General features: G+C 73.5%; 22 protein-coding genes. 16 read left to right on the top strand and 6 right to left on the bottom strand.

The window, feature by feature from the left end; all coding sequences use genetic code 11:
* Nucleotides 1–252 precede the first annotated feature (252 nt).
* Nucleotides 253–1,356 carry a uroporphyrinogen-III synthase gene (locus tag ACQEVZ_RS45780; RefSeq protein WP_433380056.1) on the bottom strand — a complete coding sequence of 368 codons (1,104 nt, stop codon included), beginning with the start codon at nucleotides 1,354–1,356 and terminating at the stop codon, nucleotides 253–255.
* A gap of 269 nt (nucleotides 1,357–1,625) precedes the next feature.
* On the opposite strand from ACQEVZ_RS45780, the gene ACQEVZ_RS45775 reads away from it, so the two are divergent.
* The 7 genes from ACQEVZ_RS45775 (at nucleotide 1,626) to ACQEVZ_RS45745 (ending at nucleotide 9,761) form a co-directional block, all read left to right on the top strand.
* Entirely contained in the window at nucleotides 1,626–2,120 is a 495-nt protein-coding gene (locus tag ACQEVZ_RS45775; RefSeq protein WP_433380053.1) for a TOBE domain-containing protein, read from the top strand.
* Nucleotides 2,121–2,131: 11 nt separating this feature from the next.
* The gene (locus ACQEVZ_RS45770) at nucleotides 2,132–3,433 is read left to right on the top strand and encodes an ABC transporter substrate-binding protein (RefSeq protein ID WP_433380050.1); all 1,302 of its coding nucleotides are present in this window, start codon (nucleotides 2,132–2,134) and stop codon (nucleotides 3,431–3,433) included.
* On the top strand, nucleotides 3,433–4,704 hold the full coding sequence (locus tag ACQEVZ_RS45765) for an ABC transporter permease subunit (RefSeq protein WP_433380047.1): 1,272 nt from the start codon (nucleotides 3,433–3,435) through the stop codon (nucleotides 4,702–4,704). The genes ACQEVZ_RS45770 and ACQEVZ_RS45765 overlap by 1 nt, the downstream gene beginning before the upstream one ends.
* Nucleotides 4,701–5,618, top strand: a complete 918-nt coding sequence (locus ACQEVZ_RS45760) for a carbohydrate ABC transporter permease (protein WP_433380044.1) — start codon at nucleotides 4,701–4,703, stop codon at nucleotides 5,616–5,618. The genes ACQEVZ_RS45765 and ACQEVZ_RS45760 overlap by 4 nt, the downstream gene beginning before the upstream one ends.
* A 92-nt stretch (nucleotides 5,619–5,710) precedes the next feature.
* Nucleotides 5,711–7,441 carry a maltose alpha-D-glucosyltransferase gene (treS, locus tag ACQEVZ_RS45755; RefSeq protein WP_433380041.1) on the top strand — a complete coding sequence of 577 codons (1,731 nt, stop codon included), beginning with the start codon at nucleotides 5,711–5,713 and terminating at the stop codon, nucleotides 7,439–7,441.
* Entirely contained in the window at nucleotides 7,431–8,042 is a 612-nt protein-coding gene (locus tag ACQEVZ_RS45750; protein ID WP_363399478.1) for a hypothetical protein, read from the top strand. The genes treS and ACQEVZ_RS45750 overlap by 11 nt, the downstream gene beginning before the upstream one ends.
* A gap of 57 nt (nucleotides 8,043–8,099) precedes the next feature.
* Nucleotides 8,100–9,761 (top strand): tetratricopeptide repeat protein, encoded by a 1,662-nt coding sequence (locus ACQEVZ_RS45745; RefSeq protein WP_433380038.1) that lies wholly within the window; start codon nucleotides 8,100–8,102, stop codon nucleotides 9,759–9,761.
* 168 nt (nucleotides 9,762–9,929) lie between these two features.
* On the opposite strand, the gene ACQEVZ_RS45740 is transcribed toward ACQEVZ_RS45745, so the two are convergent.
* Complete coding sequence (locus ACQEVZ_RS45740) at nucleotides 9,930–10,367, bottom strand: hypothetical protein (RefSeq protein WP_433380035.1); 438 nt, start codon at nucleotides 10,365–10,367, stop codon at nucleotides 9,930–9,932.
* Nucleotides 10,368–10,413: 46 nt separating this feature from the next.
* Nucleotides 10,414–12,132, bottom strand: coding sequence for a serine/threonine protein kinase (locus ACQEVZ_RS45735; protein ID WP_433380032.1), 1,719 nt, complete (start codon nucleotides 12,130–12,132; stop codon nucleotides 10,414–10,416).
* 133 nt (nucleotides 12,133–12,265) lie between these two features.
* On the opposite strand from ACQEVZ_RS45735, the gene eccD reads away from it, so the two are divergent.
* Together eccD and eccB are read left to right on the top strand one after the other, a co-directional pair.
* On the top strand, nucleotides 12,266–13,648 hold the full coding sequence (gene eccD, locus ACQEVZ_RS45730) for a type VII secretion integral membrane protein EccD (protein ID WP_433380029.1): 1,383 nt from the start codon (nucleotides 12,266–12,268) through the stop codon (nucleotides 13,646–13,648).
* Nucleotides 13,649–13,652: 4 nt separating this feature from the next.
* On the top strand, nucleotides 13,653–15,083 hold the full coding sequence (eccB, locus tag ACQEVZ_RS45725; protein ID WP_433380026.1) for a type VII secretion protein EccB: 1,431 nt from the start codon (nucleotides 13,653–13,655) through the stop codon (nucleotides 15,081–15,083).
* Nucleotides 15,084–15,238: 155 nt separating this feature from the next.
* Here eccB and ACQEVZ_RS45720 read toward each other — a convergent pair whose 3' ends face one another.
* On the bottom strand, nucleotides 15,239–16,489 hold the full coding sequence (locus tag ACQEVZ_RS45720; RefSeq protein ID WP_433380023.1) for a sensor histidine kinase: 1,251 nt from the start codon (nucleotides 16,487–16,489) through the stop codon (nucleotides 15,239–15,241).
* A gap of 23 nt (nucleotides 16,490–16,512) precedes the next feature.
* Complete coding sequence (locus tag ACQEVZ_RS45715; protein ID WP_433386089.1) at nucleotides 16,513–17,178, bottom strand: response regulator transcription factor; 666 nt, start codon at nucleotides 17,176–17,178, stop codon at nucleotides 16,513–16,515.
* Nucleotides 17,179–17,402: 224 nt separating this feature from the next.
* Between ACQEVZ_RS45715 and ACQEVZ_RS45710 the strand changes: the two genes are divergently transcribed.
* Together ACQEVZ_RS45710 and ACQEVZ_RS45705 are read left to right on the top strand one after the other, a co-directional pair.
* Nucleotides 17,403–18,083: a helix-turn-helix transcriptional regulator gene (locus ACQEVZ_RS45710; RefSeq protein ID WP_433380020.1), complete on the top strand. Its 681-nt coding sequence runs from the start codon at nucleotides 17,403–17,405 to the stop codon at nucleotides 18,081–18,083.
* A 24-nt stretch (nucleotides 18,084–18,107) separates the two neighbouring features.
* On the top strand, nucleotides 18,108–18,767 hold the full coding sequence (locus ACQEVZ_RS45705) for a response regulator transcription factor (protein ID WP_433380017.1): 660 nt from the start codon (nucleotides 18,108–18,110) through the stop codon (nucleotides 18,765–18,767).
* Nucleotides 18,768–18,795: 28 nt separating this feature from the next.
* Here ACQEVZ_RS45705 and ACQEVZ_RS45700 read toward each other — a convergent pair whose 3' ends face one another.
* Entirely contained in the window at nucleotides 18,796–19,884 is a 1,089-nt protein-coding gene (locus tag ACQEVZ_RS45700; RefSeq protein ID WP_433380014.1) for a hypothetical protein, read from the bottom strand.
* Nucleotides 19,885–19,982: 98 nt separating this feature from the next.
* Here ACQEVZ_RS45700 and ACQEVZ_RS45695 point away from each other — a divergent pair, with 98 nt between their 5' ends.
* Genes ACQEVZ_RS45695 through ACQEVZ_RS45675 form a run of 5 tightly spaced genes read left to right on the top strand, consistent with a single transcriptional unit; the run spans nucleotide 19,983 to nucleotide 26,460 of the window.
* The gene (locus ACQEVZ_RS45695; protein ID WP_433380011.1) at nucleotides 19,983–21,773 is read left to right on the top strand and encodes a hypothetical protein; all 1,791 of its coding nucleotides are present in this window, start codon (nucleotides 19,983–19,985) and stop codon (nucleotides 21,771–21,773) included.
* 50 nt (nucleotides 21,774–21,823) lie between these two features.
* Nucleotides 21,824–22,237, top strand: coding sequence for a winged helix-turn-helix transcriptional regulator (locus ACQEVZ_RS45690; RefSeq protein WP_433380008.1), 414 nt, complete (start codon nucleotides 21,824–21,826; stop codon nucleotides 22,235–22,237).
* Nucleotides 22,238–22,275: 38 nt separating this feature from the next.
* A complete protein-coding gene (locus tag ACQEVZ_RS45685; protein WP_433380005.1) occupies nucleotides 22,276–23,229 on the top strand; it encodes an AAA family ATPase in 954 nt (317 codons plus the stop codon).
* Between the two features lies 1 nt (nucleotide 23,230).
* Nucleotides 23,231–24,355 carry a DUF58 domain-containing protein gene (locus ACQEVZ_RS45680; protein WP_433380002.1) on the top strand — a complete coding sequence of 375 codons (1,125 nt, stop codon included), beginning with the start codon at nucleotides 23,231–23,233 and terminating at the stop codon, nucleotides 24,353–24,355.
* Entirely contained in the window at nucleotides 24,352–26,460 is a 2,109-nt protein-coding gene (locus ACQEVZ_RS45675; RefSeq protein ID WP_433379999.1) for a transglutaminase TgpA family protein, read from the top strand. Before ACQEVZ_RS45680 ends, ACQEVZ_RS45675 begins: the two co-directional genes overlap by 4 nt.
* The last annotated feature ends 9 nt before the right edge of the window (nucleotides 26,461–26,469 follow it).

The raw sequence follows: 26,469 nt of genomic DNA, 5'->3' as shown, positions 1-26,469 counted from the left end.
GGCCGTGTCCGGGCTCGCGCTGGCCGCCCTGGCCACGGCGGTCGTCATCGCCAGACCGGCGCCGTGGCGGCCGGGGCGTCGACCACCTTCGGTCTGCTCGGCACCGGAGCCGCGACGACACCGACGCTGACCTGCACCAGCGCATAGCACCCTGCCCGCCCGCCGCCATGCGGCGAAGCGCGGCGGCGGGCGGCGGCAGTTGTGCGGGAGACGTCGCCCGGCTTGCTCGAAGCGCATCCGATGGCTGACGGATCAGACGGCGAGGCGGTAGCCGCGTTTGATCACGGTGTGGATCAGTTCGACGCCGGGGACCGACCGGCGCAGCCGCGACACCGCCATCTCGATCGCATGGTCGTCCACGTTGGTCAGGCCGGGGACCTGCTTGCGGAGGTCGGCGCTGGACAGCACGTCGCCCGGCGCCCGGGCGAGCGCCCGCAGCACGTCGACGGGTCCCTGCTGGACCGGGTACAGCCGGCCGTCGAGCAGGATCGCGTGCCCGCGCACCTCCAGGGTCAGGGCGCCGACGGTGGCGTGCACCGCCCGGTCCAGCACCGACCTGGCCAGCAGCGCGGCCGTCTCCTCGTCGAACGGCAGCGGCGGCACCGACGATGCCACACGGTGCCGGCGCAGCACCCCGGCCGCGAGCGGGCCTCGGCTGACGGTGACGACGTGGGCGCCGAGCTGGTCGGTCAGCGCCGGCAGCCGGCCGTGGTCCGCGGCGAATCGCAGCACGTGTCCGGTCGAGAGGGGGTCCAGCCAGGCGACCGCGTCGAGCTGGCGGCGGCTGATCAGCTCGACCGCCCGGCGCAGGCCGAGCACGTCGTTCGGCGGCTCGGACCGGAACGTCGGCACCTCCACCACGCCGGCGCCCCGGTGTCGCAGTGTCTCGCACGCCTCGGCCTGCACCGGCGCGTCGAGCTGGGCCACCACGTGCCGCCCGGCCGGGGCGTGGGTCAGCAGGTGGCGGAAGAGCTCGTCGGCGGACCCGGCGGTGGTCGACAGGATGTCCCGGAGTCCGAAGCCGCGCAGGGCGTCTGCGGCGCGGGCGTCGGCGGCGAGCAGGCGGGCGGTGCGCAGCACCCGCAGCAGGCGCTCCGGGTCGGGGACCGCCTGCAGCCACGCGCGTATCCCGCCGGCGGAGGCGGCGAGGACGTCGTCGACAGGCCCGGCGAGGACCTCGGTCGTGGCCCGGGTGATCGCGGCACGGTCGGGCTGCGGGACCGCACGGACACCCTGGACGGAGACGATCCGGGCGCCGTGGTCCTCGAGGAGGTCGGCGAGGCGGTGCCGGCGCCGGTGGCTGATCACGGCGACGGTGAAGCCGGCCAGCAGCGACGGGTCCGCCGGGTGCTGCACCGCGACCTCCTTTCCGGGTCCGGCCGGGTCCGGATCGTATGCCGTCGGATGGTCGTAGGTCACTGTTTGGCAACATCCGGTCGGGTGTCGATCATCGGGGTGGGCCGGCCGTGCAGGTGGGCGCGGTCGGGGATCGGCGGGCCCGGTCATTAGTGATCTTGTGAGGCGCTTTGCAGAAGGGTCACACGCCGCCGCGAACCCTGGTGCGCGCCGCCGCTGAGGGCGAACACTCGTGGTGACACGCGGGCACGTCGACCGAGGGGGTGCGGATGGGACACAACACGCTGCTGGTCCGGGAGGCCGACCTGGGCTCCGCCGCGCGGCAGCCGGTGAACCTCTTCGCCGCCGTCCTCATCGACCACGGCGGCAGCCTCACGCTCGAGGTGTGCGGCCAGCAGATGCCGGTCCCGGGGCTGCGGCGCCACCTCGACCAGACGCACCTGCAGCAGCAGTACAGCAGCCGGCGCGTGCTCGTCGAGATCCGGCCCGAGCACCTGCACGACGCGTCCGTCGGGCTACCGCCCGGAGCGGGCCGTGCCGGCCGGACGGCGTCAGTGCTGCACGGCACCGTCCGAGCCGTCCGAGTGGACGGTTCGGACCGCATCCTGGACGTCGAGGTGGCCGACGCGGCCGGCTGGCAGCCGGCACCGAGACTGGCGGCGCGCGTGGACCCGCGCAGCACCGCCGAGGCCGGCGACGCGGTCATGCTCGCCGTCGACCTGCGGCACCTGCGGGTGTTCACCGCCGACGGAGACCCACTGTGACAAGAGCTGCGATGCTGGGATCGTGGCACGCCGCCATCGGGTTGTGCTGCGCCCTGCTGCTGGCGGCCGGCTGCTCGGCCGGCGCGGCCGCCGCGACGGGCCGCTACAGCGGGCAGTCGGTCGAGGTGGTGGGCAGCTGGACCGGCGCCGAGCAGGCGAACTTCGAACGGGTCCTGCGGGCGTTCGGCGACCAGACCGGCGCGCGGGTGCGGTACACCTCCGGCGGCAGCGACCTCAGCGTGCTGGTGTCGTCCCGGCTCGGCAGCGGCAACCCACCGGACGTCGCGATGATCCCGCAGCCGGGAGTGCTCGCCCAGTACGCCGCGAGCGGCGCGGCGAAACCCGTCACGGGCGCGGTCGCCGCCGCGGTCCGGGCGAACTTCTCACCGCAGTGGCAGCAGCTCGGCACCGTCGGCGGGCAGCTCTACGGCGTCTACTTCAAGGCCGCGAACAAGTCCGTCATCTGGTACCGCGCCGACGCGTTCGCCGCCGCTGGGGTGGGCCCGCCGGCCACCCTCGACGAGCTGACCGAGGTGTCGCAGACCCTGGTCGACTCCGGCACTCCGGCGATGACGGTCCCGGGCGCCGACGGCTGGCCGCTCACCGACTGGTTCGAGAACGTCTACCTGCAGCTCGCCGGCCCGCAGCGGTACGACCAACTGGCCGCGCACGAACTGCCGTGGACGGACCCGACCGTGGTCGAGGCGCTGCGCACCATGGGCCGCTACTGGGCGGCGCCGCAGTTCCTGCAGGGCGGCCCCAAGGTCGCGCTGCAGACGACGTTCACCCGTTCGGTCGCGGACGTCTTCGGCGCGAGGCCGACCTCGGCGATGCTGTACGAGGCGGACTTCGTCACCACCGAGATCGCCAAGCTCGGCGTGTACCGGGTCGGCAGCGGCGCCCGGCACTTCGCGTGGCCGTCGCTCGCCGGGACCGGCCACATGGTCGTCGCCGGCGGTGACGCGGCCGTGGCGTTCACGGACCGGCCGGTGACGATGGATCTCATGGCATACCTGGCGTCGCCGGAGGCGGCCGCGATCATGGCGGGGCGGGGCGGGTTCCTGTCGGTGAACCGGAACCTGGACACGGCCGTCTACCCCGACGCGACCACCCGGGAGCTCGCTGAGGCGCTGCTGCAGGCGGAGACGCTGCGTTTCGACCTGTCCGACATGACGCCCCGCAGCTTCGGCGGCGGCAACGGCGCGTCCATGTGGCGGCTGCTGCAGGCGTACCTCGCCGCACCGGGCAGCGACCCGGCCGTGGTCGCGGCCCGGCTCGAGGACGCCGCGGCGAAGGCGTACGGGGCGGCGTGATGGGGCGCACCGTCAAGTTCTCGACCGCGGCGTGGTTCCTGGCGCCCGCCGTCGTGATCGTCGCCGTGCTGCTCGTCTACCCGATCGGGCAGACGCTGTGGCTGAGCTTCCACGACGCCGGCGGCCGAACCGCCGTCGGCGCCGCCAACTACGCCGACATCCTCACCACCCCGCAGATCCGCCGGGCGCTGCTCAACAACGCCATCTGGATCGTCGTGGCGCCGAACCTGGTCCTGGCCGTCGGGCTGCTGGTCGCGTTCCTGGCCCAGCGGGTCCGCGGTGCCACCGCGGTCCGGGTGGTGCTGTTCATGCCGATGGCGATCTCGCTGGTCTCCGCCGGTGTCGCGTTCCGCCTCGTGTACGACGAGAGCCCCGACCGCGGTGCGCTCAACGCCGCCGTCGTCACCGCCCACGACGCGGTGCGGCCGCCGTCGCAGTACCACGGCGCGCGCCCACGCGACGAACGGGCGCTCGTGCCGGCGGGCGGGGCGCTGCAGACCGCCGGCACGGTCACCGCCGGCGAGAACGTGCTCCTGCCGCTGGTCGGGCTGGCGCCGCAGCGACTGCCGGCGCAGGCCCGGCAGGCCGGCACCGGTGGGGACGGCGGCGCCGGCGTGCACGGCGTGGTGTGGTCCGACTTCACCGCAGTCGGCGGCCGGCCCGGCACCGTCGACACCGGCGAGCGGGGACTGCCGGACATGGCGGTCGAGGTGATCCGCGACGGCGCCGTCGTCGCCCGGACCCGCACCGCCGTCGACGGCACCTTCAGCGTGCCGCAGTTGCGCGGCGGCGGCTACGTCGTGCGGCTCGCCGCCGACAACTTCACCGCCCCGTTCGCGGGCCTCACCTGGCTCGGCCCGGCACTGATCACCCCGGCGCTCATCGGTGCGTACGTGTGGATCTGGGCCGGGTTCGCGATGGTCCTGATCACCGCGGGGCTCGCGGGCATCCCGAAGGAGACCCTCGAGGCCGCCCGCACCGACGGCGCGGGGGAGTGGCAGATCCTGCGCCGCGTCACCGTCCCCATGATGCGGCCCGTCGTCGTGGTCATCCTCGTCACCCTGACCGTCAACGTCCTCAAGGTGTTCGACCTCGTCCTGGTGCTCGCCCCCGAGTCCGCGCAGGGTTCGGCGTCGGTCGTCGCGCTGGAGATGTGGCGGTCGTCCTTCGACCACATCGGCCGCGGCAGCGCCCTCGGCGTGCTGCTGCTCGTGCTGGTGCTGCCCGGGGTGCTGTACAACGTGCACCGGCTGCGAAGGAGCGAACCATGAGCCTGTTCGCCGCGGTCGAGGCACCCGAACTCGTGCCCGCAGGGACCGAACCACCCCCGCCCGCGCCGAGCCGCACCGCCCGGGCCGCGCGCCGCTTCGCCGTGACCGCCGCGCAGGTCACCCTGTTCGCCGTCGGACTGTGGTGGCTCGTCCCCACCGTCGGGCTCGCGGTCGTCAGCCTGCGCGGCCCCGCCGCCAACAGCGGCGCCGGCTGGTGGACCGTCCTGACCGGGCCCACCCAGCTCACCCTGCGCAACTACCGCGGTCTCGTCGCCGACGGCCGGCTGACCCACGCCTTGTGGAACACCGTGCTGATCTCGGTCCCGGCGACCGTCCTCGTCGTGGCGATCGGCGCCGTCGCCGCGTACCCGCTGGCGTGGCTGGCGTTCCGGGGCCGGCACGCCGTCATGCTGAGCCTGGCCGGGCTCGTCGCCGTCCCCGTCCAGACGGCACTGATCCCCGATGCGCGGCTGTTCGACGCGTTCGGTGTCGCCGGCACCATCCCCGCGGTCGTCGCGTTCCACGTCGCGTTCGGGCTTCCGTTCGCCGTCCTGCTCCTGCGCAACTTCTACCTGGCCATCCCGCCGGACCTCATCGAGGCCGCCCGCATCGACGGTGGCAGCGAGGCCGTGATCCTCCGCCGGATCGTGCTGCCGCTGGCCCGGCCGGCGCTGGCGTCGCTGGCGGTGTTCGAGTTCGTGTGGGTGTGGAACGACCTCATCGTCGCACTGGTCTTCGCCCGGCCCGACAACGCGCCGATCACCCTGGCGCTGCAGGAGCAGATGCGCTCCTTCCCGTCCAATGTGGACGTCATCGCACCCGGTGCGTTCGTCTCGATGGCCGTGCCGCTGCTGGTCTTCTTCCTGTTCCAACGGTCCTTCACGCAAAGCGCACTGGCCGGCTCGCCCCGGTAACGACGCCACCTGTTCCCCGCCCGCGGCGGCCGGTCGACGACGACCCGCCGGCCGTGCGGCGTCCCCACCCCACCCATTCGACGGGAACGACGATGCACCAGCACACCCGCACCGCCCGGCGGCTGCCGGTCCAACCCGACTGGTTCCGGCGGGCCGTGTTCTACGAGGTCCTCACCCAGGCGTGCTTCGACTCCAACGACGACGGCTGCGGTGACCTGCTCGGCCTGGTGTCCAAACTGGACTACCTGCAGTGGCTCGGCGTCGACTGCATCTGGCTGCCACCGTTCTACGACTCGCCGCGCCGCGACGGCGGGTACGACATCAGCGACTACACCGCGATCAGCCCCGAGTACGGCACCGTCGCGGACTTCGTGACCCTGCTCGACGAGGCGCACGCCCGCGGCATCCGGGTCATCACCGACCTCGTCCTCAACCACACCTCCGACGCCCACCAGTGGTTCCAGGAGTCCCGCACCGACCCGTCCGGCCCCTACGGCGACTTCTACATGTGGCGGGACGACGACACCGGCTACCCCGACGCCCGGATCATCTTCGCCGACACCGAGACGTCGAACTGGACGTTCGACCCGGTCCGGCAGCAGTTCTACTTCCACCGCTTCTTCCACCACCAGCCGGACCTCAACTACGACAACCCCGCCGTCGCCGACACCATGCTCGACGTCGTGCGCTTCTGGCTCGACCTCGGCATCGACGGGTTCCGGCTCGACGCGGCGCCCTACCTGTTCGCCCGTGAGGGCACCGAATGCGCCGGCCTGCCGGAGACGCACGAGTACCTCAAACGCATCCGGAAGATCGTCGACGACGAGTACCCGGGCACGGTCCTGCTCGCCGAGGCGAACCTGTGGCCGACGGACCTCGTGGAGTACTTCGGCGACGCCACCGTCGGCGACGAATGCCACATGGCGTTCCACTTCCCGCTGATGCCCCGCATCTTCATGGCGGTCCGCCGCGAGTCCCGGGTGCCGATCTCGGAGATCCTCGCGCAGACCCCGGCGATCCCCGACAACTGCCAGTGGGGCACGTTCCTGCGCAACCACGACGAGCTGACCCTGGAGATGGTCACCGACGAGGAACGCGACTACCTGTACAGCGAATACGCCCAGGACCCCAGGATGCGGCTCAACCTCGGCATCCGGCGGCGGCTCGCGCCGATGCTCGGCAACGACCGGAACCAGATCGAGCTGTTCACGTCGCTGCTGCTGTCGTTACCGGGGTCGCCGGTCATCTACTACGGCGACGAGATCGGGATGGGCGACAACGTCTACCTCGGCGACCGCGACGGGGTGCGGACCCCGATGCAGTGGAACGTCGACCGCAACGGCGGGTTCTCCCGCAGCGACCCGAGCCGGCTGTACCTGCCGATGAACAACGGCTGGGTGTACGGCTACCAGTCGGTCAACGTCGAGCGGCAGATGGAGGAACCGGCATCGCTGCTGCACTGGACCCGCAAGATGCTCGCGATCCGCAAGCGGCACACCGCGTTCGCCCTCGGCGACTTCACCGACCTGAACGGCACCAACGGCGCCGTGCTCGCGTTTCTGCGCCGGTACCGCGACGACACCGTTGCCGGCAGCGCTGAGGAGGTGCTGTTGTGCGTGCACAACCTGTCGAAGCACCCCCAGCCGGTGCAGCTGCCGCTCGGCGACGAGTTCCACGGGCACGTGCCGGTGGAACTGACCGGCGACACGACCTTCCCGAGCATCGGCCGGCGACCGTACCTGCTGACCCTGCCCGGCTACGGCTCGTACTGGTTCCGCATCGTCGCGCCGGGCCGGAACCGGGGCGGTGCCCGTGCCCGATGAGGACACCGCCGACCTGTTCGAGGCGAGCCTGCTGCTGCTGGCCGGGACCGCGCCGCTGCGCCATGCGACGGCGGCGCGGCGGCGCACGGACTGGGAGGTGGTCGCCGCCGCGTGGGACGGCGCGCCACTGCGGGTGGAGTTCGAGGCCGAGTACGCGGCGGCCAGGTTCGCCGAGGTGATACGGGCCGTGCCCGAGGTCGACTGCTGGACGGGCCGCCGGGAGGCGGGCATCCGCCGCCGCTACGAGACGTTCGTCGTGGACGTCGCGGCGGCCGAACCCGGCAGCGTCCTGGCCCGCTTGCAGGACGAGTGGACCCGGGCCGCCGACCTGCTGCTCGGCGACGGTGCCGCGGACGAGACACGGCTGCGGACCCGGGCCGTGGCGGTCTGGCGGTGCGCGCTGCTGACCGGGGCGCCGCGGCACTCCCGGGCGGGGCTGCGGCTGCGGGCACCCGACGGCCGGTCGTTGCGGCTGCTGATGCGCTCCGCGCAGGTCCTCGGCGTCACCTGCGAGGCGCACACGGGCCGGGGCCGGCAGATCCTCTCCGTCGGCGGACGCGGCGCGGTGACGCTGCGCTCCACCACACGGGCCGCGTCCTGAACGGTGCCGGCCACCGACGGGATGGAGGCGGTCGAGGAATTGGTCAGGGGAGGACTGATGATGACGCAGCGGCTGGCGGCCGTGGAGGCGCGGGTCGCGCGGTGCCGGCAACTGGCCCGCGCCGACCCGGACCGCCACCTCGCCGACCTGGGGCTGGCGCTGGCGGAGCTCGGCGCCGTGCTGACGAGGCTGCAGGACCGGTTCGACGACTTGACGGCCGTGATGGGGGAGGAGGTCGACGTCTACCGGCAGCTGTCCGGTGCCGATCGCCGGTACCTGCCGCACCTGGCGGCCGCACTGCAGCACTTCGGCCTCGTCCTCGGGGTACACGGTCAGCGCGAGCGGGCGCACCGGCTCGTGGCGGAGGCGACCGGGCTGTATCGCGTCCTCGCCGGTGCGGATCCGCGGACCCATCGGCGCAACCTGGCACTGTCGCTGACGAACCTCGGCAACCAGTTGGCGGAGCTGGGCCGGCACGAGGAAGCCCTCGACTGCATGCGGCAAGCGGTCGACCTGCATCGCGGCCCGGCCTGGTCCGACCCCGGCGCCGGGCAGCTCGTGCTCGCGTCGGCACTGACGGACCTTGGCGTCAAGCTCGGTGAGATGGGCAGCCACGCGGAGGCAGCCGCAGTGCTGCAGGAGGCGATCGAGCGGTACCGGGCGGCCGCCGGCACCGGCCCGAGCCAGCTGGAGTACTGGGTGGCGCTGGTGACGCACAGCCATGAGCTCGCCGCACTGGGCCGTGACGCCGACGCGCAGCCTTCCCTCGACGAGGCGACCGACCTGTACCACGAACTGGTGCGGAACCGGCCGGAGCTGATGGGATTCTGCACCGCGCTGCTGCACCGGCACGGCGTCACCATCACCCCTGACGGCCGGGCCCGCGGCGCGGCGCCGCCGGACGCGCTGACCCGCGCGGACGAGCTCACCGCACATGGCCTGCGGCTGGCGGGGGACAGGCGGCTCGCCGAGGCGCTGCCGCTGCTGCGGCAGGCCGTCGACCTGTGCCGGCAGGCCGCGGCCGCCGACCCGCGCAGGCTGCCCGCGCTGGCGAAGACGCTGCACAATCTGGGCCTGGTGCTGGCCTGGCTCGGCCGGCACGACGCAGCGGTCGAGGCCACCGCCGAGGCCGTCAACTGCTACCGGAAGGCCGCCGCCTCGGCCGAGCCCGGCAGTGTCGACGTGCTGTTGGCCGACACGTTGGACAGTCTCGGCGCCCGGCTGGCGACGGTCGGGCGGCACGACGCCGCCGCCACCGTCTCTGAGGAGTCCGTCGTGCGCTACCGGCGGCTGGCCGAGGCCGACCCCAGGGGTCACCTGCCGGACCTGGCGCGGGCGCTGAACAATCTCGGCATCCGGCGGTGCGACGTCGGCCAGCACCAGCAGGCGCACAGCGCCACCCGCGAAGCGGTCGAGGTGTACCGGCGGCTGCGCCTGACCGACCCCGGCAGCCACCTTCCCGGCCTCCTGTCGAGCCTGAGTAATCTCGGTCTACGGCTGGCCCGTCTGGACCGCGCCCAGGAGGCGGCGGTCAGCACCGCGGAGGCCGCCACCCTCGTCGCCGCGGTGGACGACTTCCATCCCGCCAACCATCTCGGCGGCGTCGCGGAGTCGTTGGAGTGGCTCGGCTGGTACCTCAAGCAGCAACGCCATCACCGCGAAGGGCGAGCCGCCACCGCGGCGGCCGCCGCGCTGCGCGGCCGTCTGTCTTCCGGCTGACGGCCGTCGTCATGCCGGCAGCCGCCCGCGGCGCAGCGGTTCGTCAGTCGAGGCGGCTACGATCGCGCACGCGTACCGGCGGGCGGTCGCCTACCTGCGCGAGGAACTCGACGCGCACCCTTTCGGTGGTCCCCGTCGTTCATGCCGCGTTCCGCGACGTGGGTTGTTTCAGCTCACCGTGACCTGTTGCCACGGCGGAAGGTCGACCCATTCGCCCGCGAGCTGGTAAGTCAGGTAATAGGTGTACGTGCCCTGCGTGTCGAACCGGCGGCGCAGCACCAGCTCGCGGGCCTCGGTGCCGAGCGTGACGTTCTCCAGCGCGGGGAAGTCGTGGGACGTGCCCGACTCGTCGCGGACCTTGACGGTCAGCCGGGTCAGCGTGATGTCCCGGTCCGCGCTGAGCGTGGCGCGCGCAGCGACCATGCCGCCCGCGATGGGACTGGCGGGCTCGAGGGTCAGCTCACCGGCGATGGTCACGCGGCCGGCCGGCGGGCCGACGTCCACCAGCTCCGGCCCGCGCAGCCGGACGACCACGACGACGCCCAGCGCGATCACCACCGCCGCGGCGGCGAACCACACCCATGGCGGGCGACCACGCGTCGGCATGATCCATACGGTACCGCCGGGCGGCGGCCACCTGGCACGCGGCGTGTCAAACCTTGCAGCGGGCGCCGCGGATCGGCAGCGGCTCGGTGGTGTAGACCTCGCGGCCGTCGGTGGCGCGGATCTGGAAGCAGTACTTGCGGGCCGGGTCGATCGGCACCCGCATCGTGCGCTGCCGGTTGGCGACCAGCACCATCGTCTCGATGCGCTCGCCGGCGACGACCACGGCAAAGTCCAGGTCGCCGTCGGCCTGCCACGTCAGCTGGACGTGGCTGCCCTGGTCGACCGGCGGTGCGAGCCTCAGGTTCACCGTCGACGGGTCGTTCGACGGCGGTGCCGCGGTCTGCCCGGTCTGCGGTGCCGCCGCCACCGGCGGTGTGCTTGCCGACGGCGCCGGACCGTCCTGCGACAGGACGATCGGGACCACGGTCAGGCCGGCCACGAGCACGCCCAGGCCGACGAACAGGGCCGGCCGTCCACGGACCCGCCGGCGCGCCGGGCCGCTCCCACCGGTGCTGTACACCAGCGTCCGCCGAGGGCGCGGCGGCGAGCCATCGCCAGGCGCTGCGGCATCGCCGGGCAGCGGATCCTCGGGCGACGCTGCACCGGGTGACGGATCATCGGACGGCACGTCATCGGACGGTCGGGTGCCCGGCGGCGGGGTGGTGGGCAATGCGACGTCATCGGCCGGTGCGGCGCCGGTCGATGGATCGTCCGGCCGGAGCAGGTCGGGCGCCGGCGCCGCGCGGCGGCTGTCGGCGAAATCGTCGAAGTCGAAGTCGTCCAGACCGAGCGGGTCGTCCAGGCCGTCCGTGTCGCCGGTTGGGACCGCCGACGGCGCACCTGCGGGCGGCGCCGGCGCATCGGTCGCCAGGCCGGCTGACGCCGGCGCGTCGGTTGCCGGGACGGGCGGCGCAGGCTCGGCATGGTGCGGGGCGGGCGGCGCCGGGCTGTCGGACTCCGGGTCGCCCGCCGGCTTTTGCAGGTGCTCGAGCAGCGTCACGACGGCCGCCGCGACCGGCCGGTCCGCCGGGTCCTTGGCCAGCAGCCGGCCGATCACGTCGGCGAGTGCCGCCGGGACGTCCGGGCGCCGGACCCGCGGTGGTGGGTCCTTCAGCACCCGCAGGATCCGCTCACCCGGCGGCTGGCCGGTGCGGCGGGCGAACGGCGGCGTGCCGACCAGCGCGGCGTACAGCAGCGCGCCCAGACCGTACAGATCGGTCGCCTCGGTCCGGATGCTGTCCCGCAGCGTCTCCGGCGCCGTGTACTCCAGCGCGTGCATCGGGTCCCGCGGGAACTGCTCGCGCAGTGCCGAGCCGAAGTCGGCGAGGACCGGCTCGCCGGAGCGGCGGAACAGCACGTTGTGCGGCGTGACACTGCCGTGCACGAGATGCTTGCCGTGGGCGGCGGCGAGCGCGGTCGCCACCGTCAGCCCCACGCGGAGCGCGTCGTTCACGGGCAGCGCGTCACGGGCAGCGAGCACTTCGGCCAGCGAACCCTGGCACAGCTCCATCCGCACCCCGGACCGGCCGTCCGGATGGTCGACGATGCCGTCGACGGGCAGGATCGCGCGCACCGATCGCAAGGCGTCCAACACCTGACGTTCGCGGCCGAGCTGCGCGATGGTGTCCCGGTCGAACCGGTCGGCGAACAGCTTGACCGCGACCTGCGCGCCGGTGTCCGCCAGCTGACCCGCGTATACCGTGGCGGCGGGACCGGTGGCGAGCGGGTCCGGTCCGACAACGACACCGCCGGTCTCGCTGCTCACAAGCCCTGATCCCCGCTCCACCGCTGAGGTTCGCACGTGTTCACGGTACGTTCGTCAACCGGCCGCCTCCGCTGCGCGGCAGCATCCTGCCGAGTTGCACCGCTTCCGGCCGCCGCGGTGGAAGCTGACTCGCATGCAGGGTACCAGTCTGGTCAGGGTCACGATCGCCACGCCGCAACGGCGGATCGACATCGCCTTGCCGGAGCACGCCGCCGTCGCCGAGATCCTCCCCGGCCTGCTCGCCCGTGCCGGCGACGGGCTGGCCGACGACGCCGTCAGCACCGGCGGCTGGCTGCTGCGCCGGGCCGACGGCACGGCGTTCAACCCGGACCGGACCCTCGCGTCGCACCGGGTACTCGACGGCGAGGTTCTGCACCTGACGGAGCGGCGCGTCGAATGGCCCGAGCTCGAGTACGACGACCTGGTGTATGCCATCGCGACCGGCTCCGGGCGCACCGGCGGCGCGTGGGGGCCGCGGCACACCCGCCGGGCAGGTCTGGCCGCCGGGGTCGTGGCGGTGCTGCTCGGCCTGGTCGCGGTGGTCCGGGCCGGGCCGCCGTGGACGGCGCCGGCGCTGTGGGCGCTCGGGGCGGCCTTGGTGCTGCTGGTCGCGGCCGTGGTGCTGGCGCGCGCGGCCGGTGACGCCGGGGTGGGGGCGGTGCTCGCCGCCGTGGCGCTGCCGTTCGCGTTCGCCGGCGGTGGGCTGCTGCTCGCCGGTGACCGGCCGGTGACCGGACTGTCGGCCGGCCACCTGATCGTGGCCGGGGCGGTCCTGCTGCTGGCCGCCCTCGTCGGCCAGGCCGGGGTGACCGCCGCGTCGGAGGTGTGGGCCACGGCGGCCGTGGCCGGTCTGCTCGGCGTGATCGGCGGCTGGCTGGCCACCACCGGCGAGTTCGACGCCCACGAGGCAGCGGCCGTGACTGCCGGGGGCATTTTGGCGCTGTCCACGACGTTCGGCACGCTCGCGCTGCGCCTCGGCCGGGTGCCGATGCCGGTGCTGCCACGCTCCACCGCGGACCTGGTCCGCGACGACCCGCAGCCGCCGCTCCCGCTGGTCCACGCCGCGGTCGCCCGGGCCGACGCGCTGCTGACCGGCATGCTGACCGGCTCGTGCGGGGCGGTGCTGTGCTGCCAGGTGACGCTGATCCGTCACGGTGGCACCGCCGCGGTGGTGCTGGTCGCGCTGCTCGCCGCAGGCTTTCTGCTGCGGGCACGGCTGTACCCCATCCTCCGCCAACGGGTGCCGCTGCTGGTCACCGGCGTGTTCGGGCTCGGCTGCCTGGTCCTCGGCCCGCTCATGGCCGACCGGACCGCGCTGCTGGTGTCCACCGGGCCGCTGCTGTTCGCCGCCGCCGCGGTCGCGGTCATGGCCGGTGTCGTCTACAGCACCCGCGTCCCGAACGCCTACCTGGGCCGGTTCGCCGAATACGCGGAGATCCTGATCGTGGTTGCCGTCGTGCCGGTGGCATGCTGGGTGCTCGGCCTGTTCGGCTACGTCCGCGGCCTGGGGGGCTGAGTCGGTGGCTTCCAACCGCGATCAGCTGCAGGCGTACCAGTTCCTTGTCCAGCGGGCGACCTCGGCGCTGGTGACGGGGGAGACCGACCCGGAGCAGCCGCCGTTTCGCCGTTCGTCGGTCGCGGCGATCACCGGGGTCGCGCTCGCGATCGTGCTGCTGGCGGGCTTCGGCGTCTACGGGATGCTGCGCCCCGGCGGCAACAACGCCTGGCGTCAGGACAACGCGGTGATCGTGGAGAAGGAGACTGGCACCCGGTACGTCAACCTGAACGGACGGTTGCACCCGGTGACCAACTACGTCTCCGCGCTGCTGCTGCTCGGCACCCACGGCAGCACCGTCATGGTGTCCAGGAACTCCATCGTGGGTGTCCCGCGCGGCCCCCGGATCGGCATCCCCGACGCGCCCGACGCGCTGCCCGGCAAGGGCCGGCTGCTGTCGGGGTCCTGGTCGCTGTGCTCGGTGCCCGCCAGTGACGTCGCCGGCAGCAGGATCGAGGAATCGGTGCTGCTCGTCGGCGCCACACCCATTGGCGGCCTCGACGTCGACGACCGGGCGCTGCTGGTGGAGCTGGTGGCGACCGGCGACCGGTACCTGGTCTGGCGCGGGTACCGGCACAAGATCGATGACTACAAGGCGGTCGGTACCGGTCTCGCCCTCGCTACCGAGTCGTGGGTGCGGGTTGGCCGGGCCTGGCTGGATGTGCTGCTCGAAGGGGAGCCGATCGGCCCGGTCACGATGGCGCAGGCCGGGGCGGCATCCAGCGCGGTGCCCGGCCGCACCGACATCCGCGCCGGGACGCTGCTGGTGGTGCAGACCTCCGGCGGCGGGCGGCAGTACTACGTCGCCGAGGCTGACGCGCTGCGGCCGATCACCGAGCTGCAGTACGACATCCAGCGCGCGTACTCGCCGACCCTGGCCGCCTACTCCGGCAGCGACCCGGGGGCGGTGCCGCTGGCGCCGTCGCTGGCCGCCGCGGCCCGGCAGCGCTCGCCGGTCAACGCCGAGGCCGGCGCGGCACCCGCCACCCGGCCGGCGATGGTCCGCCTCCGGGACAAGGAGGCCACCATCTGCGCAACGTTCGGTGCGGGCGCGGTCGCGCCGCGGCTGTGGGCGGAGTCCACCCTGCCGCCGGCCGACCCGCTGAGCACGACCACCCGCCGCAGCCCCGGCGGCATCCCCCTCGCCGACCGGATCCACGTCCCGCCCGGCTGGGCCGCCGTCGTCGAGGCGATGCCGTCGCCGGGCGCGCCGGTCGGCACCCTGACCCTGGTGACCGACATGGGCCGGCGCTACCCCCTCGCCTCGGCCGACGTCCTCGGGATGCTCGGTTACGACGGTGCCCGTCCGGTGCGGCTGCCGGCGGGCCTGGTCGCCCGGCTGCCGGAGGGGCCCGGTCTCGACCCGGTCGCGGCCCGGCAGTATCACACCGGGTGAGCGCCGGGGAGCCGCACGCGGTCGGCACGGCCGTGTTGTATGTGACTTACGACAGTGGCCGTGGCTCCGCGCCGGCGGTGCTGCTGTTCGTGCTTGTCATGCCCATCGCCATGGTCCAGCTGCGCCGCCTGCGCCGGCAGGCGTGACCCTGGCGGTCAGGATGTGCTGACCGGCAGGGTCAGTTCGAAGATGGCGCCGCCCTCGTCGGCGTTGTACACCGAGAGCGTGCCGCCGTGCGCCTGGGCCACCCAGCGCACGATCGACAGCCCCAGCCCCGATGATCCGCCGGTGCTGGAGAAGCGGTCGAACGACTCGTCCATGAGTTCGGTGTCCATGCCCGGGCCGTGGTCGGCCACCGTGACCGTGCCGCCGGCCACCGTGATGTGCACGATCGCCTCCGCGCCGGGCTGGCGTCCGTAGCGCACGGCATTGTCGACCAGGTTGGCGACGGCCCGTTGCAGCAGGGCCGGGTCGGCGTTGACCTTGGTCGGCGCTGCGGTGAGGGTGATCTGCGCGCCGTCGGCCGGTGTCTCGTCGACCACACCGGAGACCAGCTGGTCGAGCCACACCGGCTGGATCGCGAGGTGCTCGACCCCGGCGGCCAGCCGGGCGCGGGTGAGCAGGCCGTCGATGATGCCGCCCATGCGTACGGCCAGCCGGACCGTGCGCGGCAGCAGGTCGGCGCGCTGCGCCGGGTTGTCCAGCGCGGTCTCGGCGAGCGCGCGCAGCGCGGCGACCGGGGTCCGCAGGTCGTGCGCGGTCTCCGCGAGGAGCACCTCCTGCTGCTGCAGAGCGGCAGCCGCGGGCCGGATCGCCCGGCCGGACAGGATGTGTGCGACCACTGCGAGCCCGCCGACCAGCACCGCCAGGCCGCTGAGCACCAGCAGCACCAGGTGGTTGTGCCGCTGCTGTTCCGGGCGCATGTCGGTGACCGCGACGACCGCCCCGACGGGAGTACGGGCCTGGTTGAGCAGCGGCTCCACCCGCACCCGGACGAGTTCGCCGCCGGTGCCGTGCTGGTAGCCGGTGACGACGGTGCGGTTGCGCACGGCGCCGGCGGCCAGCCCGCTGAGCACCGCCGCATCCATCGGCACGCACGCCCGGCCGGACAGGTGCGCCTGGAACGTGGGTGCGCCGCCCGGCATGATTGCGAACTGCGGGCACGAGTCGTTGAGCTCGTCGACGTTGACGAGGCTGAAGTCGATGGTCTGGTCGAAGACGACCAGCCGGCTCACGGACGAGGTCACCCGGCGCAGCTCCGCGTCGGTCCGTGAGACGCCTTCCCGAGCGTCGTCCCGGATCATCCACCAGGCGAAAGCCGCCAACCCGAGCATGTTCGTCGCGGTGAACACGGCGGTCAGCACCCAGCGGAGCCGGCGCAGCCGGTCGGCGGACGATCCGGTCATCCGGGAACTTCGCTCCTGACCGGTCACGCGGACCCCAGCCGGTAGCCGCGGCCCCGCACCGTGTGAATCAGCTCCGGTTCGTGGAGTTTGCGGCGAAGGCGTTTGATGACCACGTCGACCGGGTTGGACCGGGGGCCGGACAGCGGGTCGAGCCGGGAGTCCCAGCAGTGCTCGGTCAGCTCGGCCCGGTCCACCGCCTGCTCGGCGCGGGCGAGGAGGTACTCCAGCACCGAGAACTCCCGGGCCGACAGCGTCAGGAGCACCCCGGCGCGACGTACCTCACGGCGGGCGCAGTCCATGGTCAGGTCCGAGTGGCGCAGCACCGACGGCCGGCCGGTGCCGGACCGGCGGCAGAGGTTGGCCACGCGGGCGGTCAGCTCGGCCACCGAGAACGGCTTGACCAGATAGTCGTCGCCACCGTGCTCGAACCCGGCCACCCGGTCAGCGAGCGCGTCCCGCGCCGTGAGAAACAGCACCGGCACGCTCCAGCCCTGCTGACGGCGGGCGTGGACGTAGCCGATCGCGTCGCCGTCGGGCAGCATCCGGTCGAACACCAGGCAGTCGAAGTCCAGCTCGCGCAGCGCCCGGTCCGCCGTCGCGATGTCCCGGGCGACCTCGACGTCCAAGCCGTCGGCGCGCAGCTTCGCGGCCACCGCGACCCGCAGATTCTCGTCGTCCTCGACGATCATCACCCGTGTCATCGAAACCTCACGTATGCCAGCAGATTGTTGATCGTGTGCGAAACGCTTCCAGCCGGATCGGGGCCAACACCGCGCGAGGCGAACGGGTGCAGAGCAACGCCCTGAACGCTAACGCCTCCGCGGCCAGAGATCACGCCCCCAATGCGATCTGGCAGGAACATGACGGGCCGCGCCCGTGCCTGGAACCACTGTCGACGGAGGCTTCAACCACCATGAACACGCTGAAAACCCGCGCGCCCGGCCTGGTCACGGCCGGCGGTCCGGCCAATGTCCTCGGCGGCATCGACGCGCTGCTCGGCTCGGCCGTCAGCGACGTGCTGATCATGAGCAACGGCGCGTCCGCCGGGCCGATCGGCGCGTTCCGGCGGGTCGACCGCGACAACCTGCGCCGTGGAGTGCGGTACCGGGTGCTGTTCCCGGATTCGGCGCGGCTGTCCCGCAGATTGAGCAACGCGGCGCTGGCCGGTGCGGAGGTGCGCACCGACGCCGAGGTGCCGGTGGATGCCGTGGTGATCGACGGGACGACCACGCTGTTGTCCGCGGACCGGTCCAGCACCGTGGGCTCCGCCCAGGTCGCGGTCCTCCGGCTGCCCAGCGTGGTCACGGCCACGACGGAGCTGTTCGAGCGGATCTGGCCGGTCGCGGTGCCGCTCATCCCGGTGGACCTGCCCGACGGCGTGGACGGCGGCGACGGCCTGACGCCGACCGCCCGGGAGCGGGCCCTGCTCGCGCTGCTCAACGCCGGCAGCACCGACGAGTCGGCCGCGGCGCGGCTGGACATCTCGGTGCGCACGGTACGGCGGATGGTGGCCGACCTGATGAACCGGCTCGGCGCGCGCAGCCGGTTCCAGGCCGGAGCGAAGGCCGTGGGCCGGGGCTGGCTGTTGGACTGAGTGCAAGATCGGTACCGTGCCCCTGTGCGGGTACTGATCACCGAGGACGACGACAACTTGCGGATGGCGCTGCAGGTGGCGCTGCGCGGTGCCGGCTTCGCGGTCGACGCCGCGGAGGACCTGCCGGCCGCCGAGGAGGCCCTGTTCGTCAACGCCTACGACTGCGCGGTCTTCGACCGGATGTTGCCGGCCGGTGACGCGCTGCGGTTCGTGCACGGCCGGCGGGAGCAGGGCTGGCAGGTGCCGGTGCTGTTTCTCACCGCACGCGACAGCGAGTCCGACCGGATCGACGGCCTGCGCCTCGGCGGTGACGACTACCTGGTCAAGCCGTTCGCGATGGCGGAGCTGGTGGCCCGCGTGCGCAGCCTCTGCCGGCGTGGCCCGGCGGGGCGGCCGGCGGTCCTGCGGTGCGCGGACGTCGAGCTCGACGGCGGCCGGCACCGGGTGACCCGGGCCGGGGTGCTGCTGACGTTGACGCGCAAGGAGTTCCTGGTGCTGGAGCGGCTGATGTCGGCGCCGGGCCGGCCGGTGTCGCGCCAGGAGCTGATCTCCTACGCCTGGGACGAGATGGCCGACCCGGCCTCCAACGTGCTCGACGTCGTGGTCGCGCAGCTGCGCCGCAAGCTCCGCGACCCGCCCCTGATCCACACCGTGCGCGGCACCGGCTACCGCATCGGCGCGTGACGGAGCCAGACCCGCACGGGGCAAGGCTTCACCGGGCGGTGACGACGCCGAGCGGCAGGGTCGCTGCCACGCCCCAGGCGTGCCGTCCGTCGAGGCGTTCCGGGTCGACGCCGCGCTCGCGGACCAGCCGGGTCAGCTCCACCCCGGCACTGTCCAGCGCGGCCGTGCTCGTCGCCGCGATCCGTACCAGAGCAGTCACCGCGGGAGCGGTCCCGACCGGCGTGCGGTGCGCGGTGACGGCCACGGTCACCGCCGCCTGCGGCGCCGCGGTGAGCAGCCGGCCCAGCAGGTGCGTGGCGACCGCCGGGGCCAGCTCGCCCCAGCCGCCGAGCCGGAACACCGCCTGTTCGACCGGTCCGCTCTGCCACTGCCGCCACTGCTCCCGGACGGTGCTCCGGCCGCCGTTGACGTGGGCGAGCGCGGCCAGGGTGCCCAGCGCCTCGTGCTCGGAGAGCGTCCTGGCCGGCAGGCCGTCGCGGCGGAACCGGCGCTGCACCCGCCGCACGGTGTTGCCCAGCGCCTGCCCGAGGTCGGCGTCGCGGTACACCTCGGCGGTGCGCAGGGCCTGCACGGCGACCCAGATCCGCGGCGGGCGGGTCCGGTTCATCCCGGCGTGGTGGACGACCTGCACGGCGAAGGCGAACGCCTGCTCGTCGTGCGCGGGCAGCAGCGTCGCCGGCGCCGGTATCGCCTCGGTCAGGTTGTGCGCGGCCGAGGCCGGCAGCAGGACGGCGGTGATCCCTTCGGCCCGGCTGATCATGAACACGGCGGGGTCGCCGGCGCTGGTGACGCCCACGGCCTCCGGAGCGATGCGGTCCAGCAGGGCACGGCCGGTCTCACCGGCGGCGGGCAGGTCCCAGCCGCGCTCACGCATGCGGTAGCGCAGCGCGAACACCAGCCATTCGTACAGCCAGCGACCGCGCAGGCGCACAGCGGTCAACGCTGTGATGGCGACGGCGGCCGCCGCGACCGCGACGATCGTCGGCCACGACTCGTCCAGGGCCAGGGCGACGGCGATCAGGACCAGGTTCCAGCACATGAGCTGCAGCACCCCGACCCCGCCGAGCGCGGGGACGCCGGACCGCTCGCCGGTCGGGGCCAAACCGATACTCGTCACCGGCTGAGCCTGCGCGGCCGGCCCGCGGTTGCAAACGGCGCTGCAGGTTGCTGCCACGATGGGGCACACGCGGGTCGCCGGGCGTTACAGTCCGCGGTGTGGAAACGACGAGCTCACCCGTCCCCGGCCGTCGCACCCGCCTGAAGTTCACGGCCCTGGCTGTGAGCTGCGCGGTCCTGGTCGGTTTTGCGGCGATGCAAACCTCGGCGGCGTCCGACGTGGAGTTCACCCAGGTGGGCCACTGGGTGTACAACAGCACCTTCGGCTCGGCATTCCACGTCGACGGGTCGGCCGGACAGGTCGATGCGCAGGTCAAGGTGCCCGCCGGTGACCCGGGCAGCCAGGTCGTGCAGAGCGAGGACTCCGGATACGTCGTCCAACGCTCGCGGATCACCGTGTTCAGCAAGTCCACGCTGAGCGTCGAGGAGACACGCACGCCGCCGGCCACTGAGCTGCCGGTCGTGCTCGAGGTCGCGGGCGGCCCGTACCTGGTGTACCGCAACGCGGGCCAGGTGGCCAGGCTCGGCGACCCGGTCGCGACGGTGGCAGCGGGCGGGCCGCTGTCCCGGCCTGCGGCGACCGGTGACGGCACCGTCTGGCTGCACCGGATCGACAGCGGCTCGCTCTGCGAGCTGGCGCGCGACGCCAGCCGGCTGGCCTGCCACGCGCAGCTGACCCAGGGTCACAGCGGTGCACTGACCGTTGTCGACGACCACCCGGTGCTGCTCGACACCACGTCGGACGAGCTGCGCACGGTCGGTCAGGACGGCTTCGGCGAGCCGGCCGCCATCGGCGTCGACCTGCCCGCGACGGCGCAGGTCGCCAGCAGCGCCGTGGCCGACCGGCTCGCGGTTGTCGACCCCGAGCGCAGCCAGCTGCTGCTGATCGACACCGCGGGGCTGCAGAAGCGTCCGGTGGCCAAGCCGATCGTGGTCGACCTGCCGAAGGACGGCAGGTTCGCCGAGCCGGTCACCACCACGAACGTCGTCGCCGTCGTCGACCACACCCGCAACGAGGTGGTGACCTACGACCGCGGCGGCACCGTCAAGGACCGCAGGAAGCTGCCCGGCGGCGGCACGCCCGCACTGACCAAGGGCGAGGACAACCGGATCTACGCCGACAGCGGGGACGGCTCGCACGTGCTGGTCGTCAACGGTGACAACGGTTCGATCGTGAGCGTGGACGTCGACAACGCCAGCAGCACACCGCCGGCGGTGACGGCCACCAGCGACGCCGCGGCGCCCTCCACCGAGCCGTCCACTGGGCCTTCGACGGAGCCGACGACCGGGCCCGCCACGCCGCCGGCCACCGGTGGTGCGCCGGCCAACCCCGGATCAGGCACGACCCCGCGCGTCACGCTCGTCCCGGCGGCCGCGCCGGCGGTCACGGTGAGCCTTGCGTCCGGCACGTACACCGTCAGGTGGAACCAGCCGAACCTGCGCGGCGGCTCGCTCGTGCACTACGTGGTCACCGCGCAGGGGCAGGGCAGCCGCACCGTGTCGGGTCAGTCCACCCAGTACACCGGGATCTCCGGCACCGTCACGGTCCGCGCGGTGACCCGGTTCGGCTCCTCGACGGTGCAGGGCAACGCAGGCTCCGCGACGGTCCCCGCCCCGCCGGCCCCGGTGTCCGCGCCCACCATCGACATCGTCCGGGTGCGCAGCGTGTCGCTCAACCTGATCGTGAGCGTCAGCGCCACCAGCAAGGGCGGGTCGGCGACCTGCAAGGCGGCCATCGGCAGCCGGAGCACGTCGGTCGCCTGCACCGGGTCCACGGACATCACCATCCCGAACGTGTCCTGGATCGGGGCCATCACGGTCACGGCCACCATCACCAACGCCGCGGGCAGCCGCTCGGACTCCTGGACGGGCGTGCCGCAGGTCGGGTAGGTGCGGCGCGCCCGAGGATCGAACCGTCGAGGACAGAAGGAGGCACGTGCGTGTCGGTCGCCGACATCGCGGTAGGCCCGCAGACCGGCACGGACGTGCCTGCCGAGCCGCGGGCCGCGGAGGACAGCGGCATCCGCGACCTACTGGCCCGGCTGGGGGACCGGTGGACGGTGCTGGTGCTGGTGGAGCTGTCCCATGGGGTGCGCCGGTTCCGGGAGCTGGAGCGGGCGGTCCCCGGCATCTCGCAGCGGATGCTGACCGTGACGACGAAGCGGCTGTGCAGGGACGGCCTGGTGGAGCGGACCGCGTACGCGACGATCCCGACGCAGGTGGACTACCGGCTGACGCCGATGGGGCGCAGCATGGCCGGCGTCATCGACGCCCTCGCGGAATGGTCACGCGAACACATGGACGAGATCGGCGCGGCCCGCGCCCGCTGGGACGCCACGGCGTCGCCGATCTAGTCATGCCTGGAGGTAATTCTGTAGTGTACGGTACAGAAATGACCGTGACCCCCGGAGCGGCCTACCAGCTCATCGCCGACAACGTGCAACAGGTCATCCACGGCAAGCCGGACGTCGTCCGCCTGGCCGTGGCCGCGCTGTTCGCCGAAGGGCACCTGCTCATCGAGGACGTGCCCGGCGTCGGCAAGACGACCCTGGCGCGGTGCATCGCGGCCAGCGTCGGCGGCCGGTGGCACCGCATCCAGTTCACCCCCGACCTGCTGCCGAGCGATGTCACCGGCGTGATGGTGTACCACCAGAGCGACGAACGGTTCCAGTTCCATCCCGGCGGGATCTTCGCCAACGTGGTGCTGGCCGACGAGATCAACCGCGGCACGCCGAAGACCCAGGCCGCGCTGCTGGAGGTCATGGCCGAACGCAGGGTCACCGTCGACTCCGTCGGCCACGAGGTGCCGCGTCCGTTCCTCGTCGTCGCCACACAGAACCCGATCGAGCTGGAAGGCACGTACCGGCTGCCCGAGGCGCAGCTGGACCGGTTCCTCATGCGGCTGTCGGTCGGGTACCCCGACCACGACGCCGAGGCCCGGGTCGTCATGGCGGACTGTGCCGGGGTGAGCCCCGACGACCTGACCGCCGTGCTCGACATCGCCGACGTCCGGCACGTCATCGGCGAGGTGCGGAAGTCCACAGTGGACCCCGAGGTGGTGTCCTACGCGGTCCGGCTCGCCGCTGCCAGCCGGGAACACCCCGCGGTGCGCTACGGCGCCAGCCCGCGCGGCAGCATCGCGCTGATCCGGGCGGCACAGGCGCTCGCCGCGACCTACGACCGGGACTACGTGATTCCGGACGACGTGAAGGACGTGGCGCATCCCGTCCTCGGGCATCGCCTCGTGCTCACCGCCGACGCGGAGCTCAACCAGCGGCAGACCGGACAGGTGGTCGACGAACTCCTCGCCGACACCGCGGTGCCCACGGCCGCCGCCAGGCAATAGCGTGCGACTCACCCGCCGCGGCGTCGCCGTCCTCGCCGGCGCCGTCTGCAGTTACGCCGCCGGTGAGGTCGCCGGCTTCGCCTACTTCCGCGGTCTCGCCGGCGTCGCCGCCGGGTGCCTCCTCGCGGCCGCGGCCACCACGCTGCTCCGGCCGCGCGTCGAGGTCAGCCGGACCGTGTACCCGGACCGGATCGAACGCGGCCGGCCCGCACTGGCGACGCTGCTCGTGCGCAACCCGACCCCGCACAGGCAGCGCGGGTTTGCCGCCGTCGACCGGGCCGGCACCGCGGCGCACGAGATCCAGGTCCGGCCCCTCGCGGCGGGTGTGGACACCACGTACCACTACGAACTGCCCACCACCGTGCGAGGGCGGCTCCAGGTCGGCCCGCTGGCGGTGCGGCTCAGCGACCCGTTCGACCTCGTCCACGCCGAACGCGCCGTCGGCGGCATCGCGAGTCTCTGGGTGTACCCCCGCCGCCACCCGGCACGCCCTGCCCGCGTCGGACATCCACGGCACCACCATGACGGCCCGATCACCGACCCACCGCTGCGCGGCTCCGCCGACATGCGGGCCGTCCGCGAATACCAGCCCGGCGACGAGGTGCGGCATCTGCACTGGAAGGCGACCGCCCGGACGGGTCAGCTCATGGTGCGCGAGTACGCCGACCCGGCCAGGACCAGATTCACCGTCGTGCTCGACACCCGGCCGGCCGCGCTCAGCCCTGCCGCGTTCGAGGAGGCCGTCGAGGTGGCGGCGTCGCTGCTGTACGCGTCCGCCGCCGCCGGGCAGCCGTGCCGGCTGATCACACCGGCCGGCACCGACACCCCCGTCGACAGTGGCCTGCGCGTCGCCCGGACCCTGCTCGACGAGCTGTGCGTCATCGCCCAGGACGCCACGGACGAGGCGCCGCTGGTGCCACCACCGCTCGCCGCGACCCGGCCCGTCGGCGCGATCGTCGTCATCACCGGCCTCGACGCCGACCTCGGCCCGGTCCGCCGCTGGCGCCTCGACACGGTGATCCGGCTCGGCTTTTTGAAACCAGCCGCCGGCCCCGGATCGATCACCGCCGTCGACGCCACCGCCGCCATCGCCGAGTGGAACGCGTCGCGGGCAGGCACCTCATGAGACTCGCGACCGTCGGGCTGCTCGGCTCGACCGCGGCGGCCGGCCTGCTGTTCACGCCCGTGTTCGGCCTGCGGGCCCTGGCGCCGCCGATCCTCGTGGTCGTCGTGGCCGCCTACGGCTGCGTCGAGCTGGCAGCGCGCCGGCCGGGCCTGGCGTCGTGGCGGCCGCTGCTCGTGCTCGGCACCGGCCTGCTCGGGCTGGTCGAGTCGGTGCTGTTCCCGACCACCGCCGCCGGCCTGCCCACCACGGCAACGCTGCGGGCGCTGCAGCGCGGGGCAACCGAAGGCTGGCTGCTCACCCTGCAGTCCACGTGGCCGGCCCGGCCCGACCCCGAATTGCTGCTGTTCGTCCCCCTCGCCGTGCTGCTCGCGGCGGCGCTCGGCATCGAACTGCTGCTTCGGCTGCGCCTGCCCGTGGCGGCGCTGCTGCCCGGGCTGGCGGTGGCCGGGCTCGCGCAGGCGTACCAGGCCCTGACCGGCGCCACGGCGCTGCTCGTCGCGGTCTGCTACGCCGCCCCCGCCGCGCTGCTGCTGTGGGCGGACCGCCCGAACCGGCCCGCCATGCGACTGTCGCGTGTGGACATTCCGCTCGCGGCGACGACCGTCCTCGCCATCGTGGCCGGCACCGTCGCCCTCGGCAGCCTCGATCCGGCCGGGCGGACGCCGTACAGCTTGAAGAACAACCACTCGGTGCCACTGCAGTACCGGCTCAGCAACCCGCTGCAGGAGATCGCGCAGCGGCTGTCCGACCCGGACCGGGAGGTGTTCCGCTACCACAGCGACCGCTCCGCCGACCGGTGGAGCCTGGTCGTGCTGGACGGATTCGACGGCGTCAACTGGTCCATCGATGCGCGGCTGTACCGCCTCGGCAGCCACCTGCCGGCAGCTTCGGCTGGCATGGTCCGGTCGGCCGACGTGCGTGTCGGGGACCTGTCGGGGCCGTGGCTGCCGAGCCAGTCGACCCCGCTGACGGTCGACGGTCTCGCGCCGTTGGTGAACCCGGCCGCGGGAACGCTGCTGCTGAACAAGACCGCCGGCGGCGACCGCCGGTACCGGCTGACCTGGTCGGAACCCGCGGTGAACGCCACCACCCTCGGCGACGGCACCCTCGACACCACCGCCGGTGGACTCGGCCGGCCCGCCGCCGTGCCGGCAGAGCTCGAGCGGCTGGCGAAGGAGGCGGTGCCCGGCGCGCGCCCCACGTTCCAGTCCGCGCTGCAACTGGAGAAGTACCTCAGCGAGCACTACCAGGTGGTGCGCACCGGCAACGCGCCGACGGGCAACGGCTGGCCGCAGCTGCAACGGTTCCTGACCGAGAGCATGCGCGGCACCAGCGAGCAGTTCGCCGCCGCGTACGTGGCCCTCGCGCGGCTCAACGGCATCCCGGCCCGTCTCGTCGTCGGCTTCCGGGGCGCCGAGGTCGCCGGCGACACCTTCATTGTGCGCAACCGCGACGTCCTCGCCTGGCCGGAGGTACCGGTGGCCGGCGTGGGATGGGTGCCGCTGGACCCGACCGCGGCCGTGAGCGACACCGCGAAGCCCGGCAAGGCGCCGGCCCCCATCGACGCGGCGGTCGAGCAGGCGCGGGCCCAGGTCGACGCCACACCCAGCAACGCGCCCGCGCCGCCACCGCAGCAGCCCTCCGGCGGCCGGTCGGGCGGCTCCGGCGCTGCGTGGGCCGGTCTGGTGGTGGCTGCGGTGCTGGGAGGGTTCCTGGTCCTCTGGTTGTTCGGGGTGCCGCTGGCGGTGGCGGTGCGCTCGGCCCGCCGTCGCCGCCGGACCGGCACCGCCGGCGTGGCCGGGGCCTGGGCCGAGGCGCGCGACCGGCTGCGGGCGCACGGCGTGCCGTACGGGATCGGGATGACGCCGCGGGACTTCGCCGGGGTGACCGGCCGGGTGGTGGGGGAGCCGTCGGTCGAGGCGGTCGCCCGGCTGGGCAGGCTGTTGGACACGACGGTGTGGTCCGGCCGACCGGTGACCGACGAAACGGTCCGGCTGGCCTGGGACGAGGTGCAGACGGTCCGGCGGGTACTGGCCGGGCGGCCGTGGCAGGCCCGCCTTCGGGCCGCGGTGGATCCCCGGGTCCTGCGTGCTGTGTCGAGGTAGCGCCGGGCG

Source organism: Dactylosporangium sp. CA-152071, from assembly GCF_050936335.1.
Lineage (GTDB): Bacteria > Actinomycetota > Actinomycetes > Mycobacteriales > Micromonosporaceae > Dactylosporangium > Dactylosporangium maewongense.
This window is presented reverse-complemented; position numbering and strand designations above follow the sequence as displayed.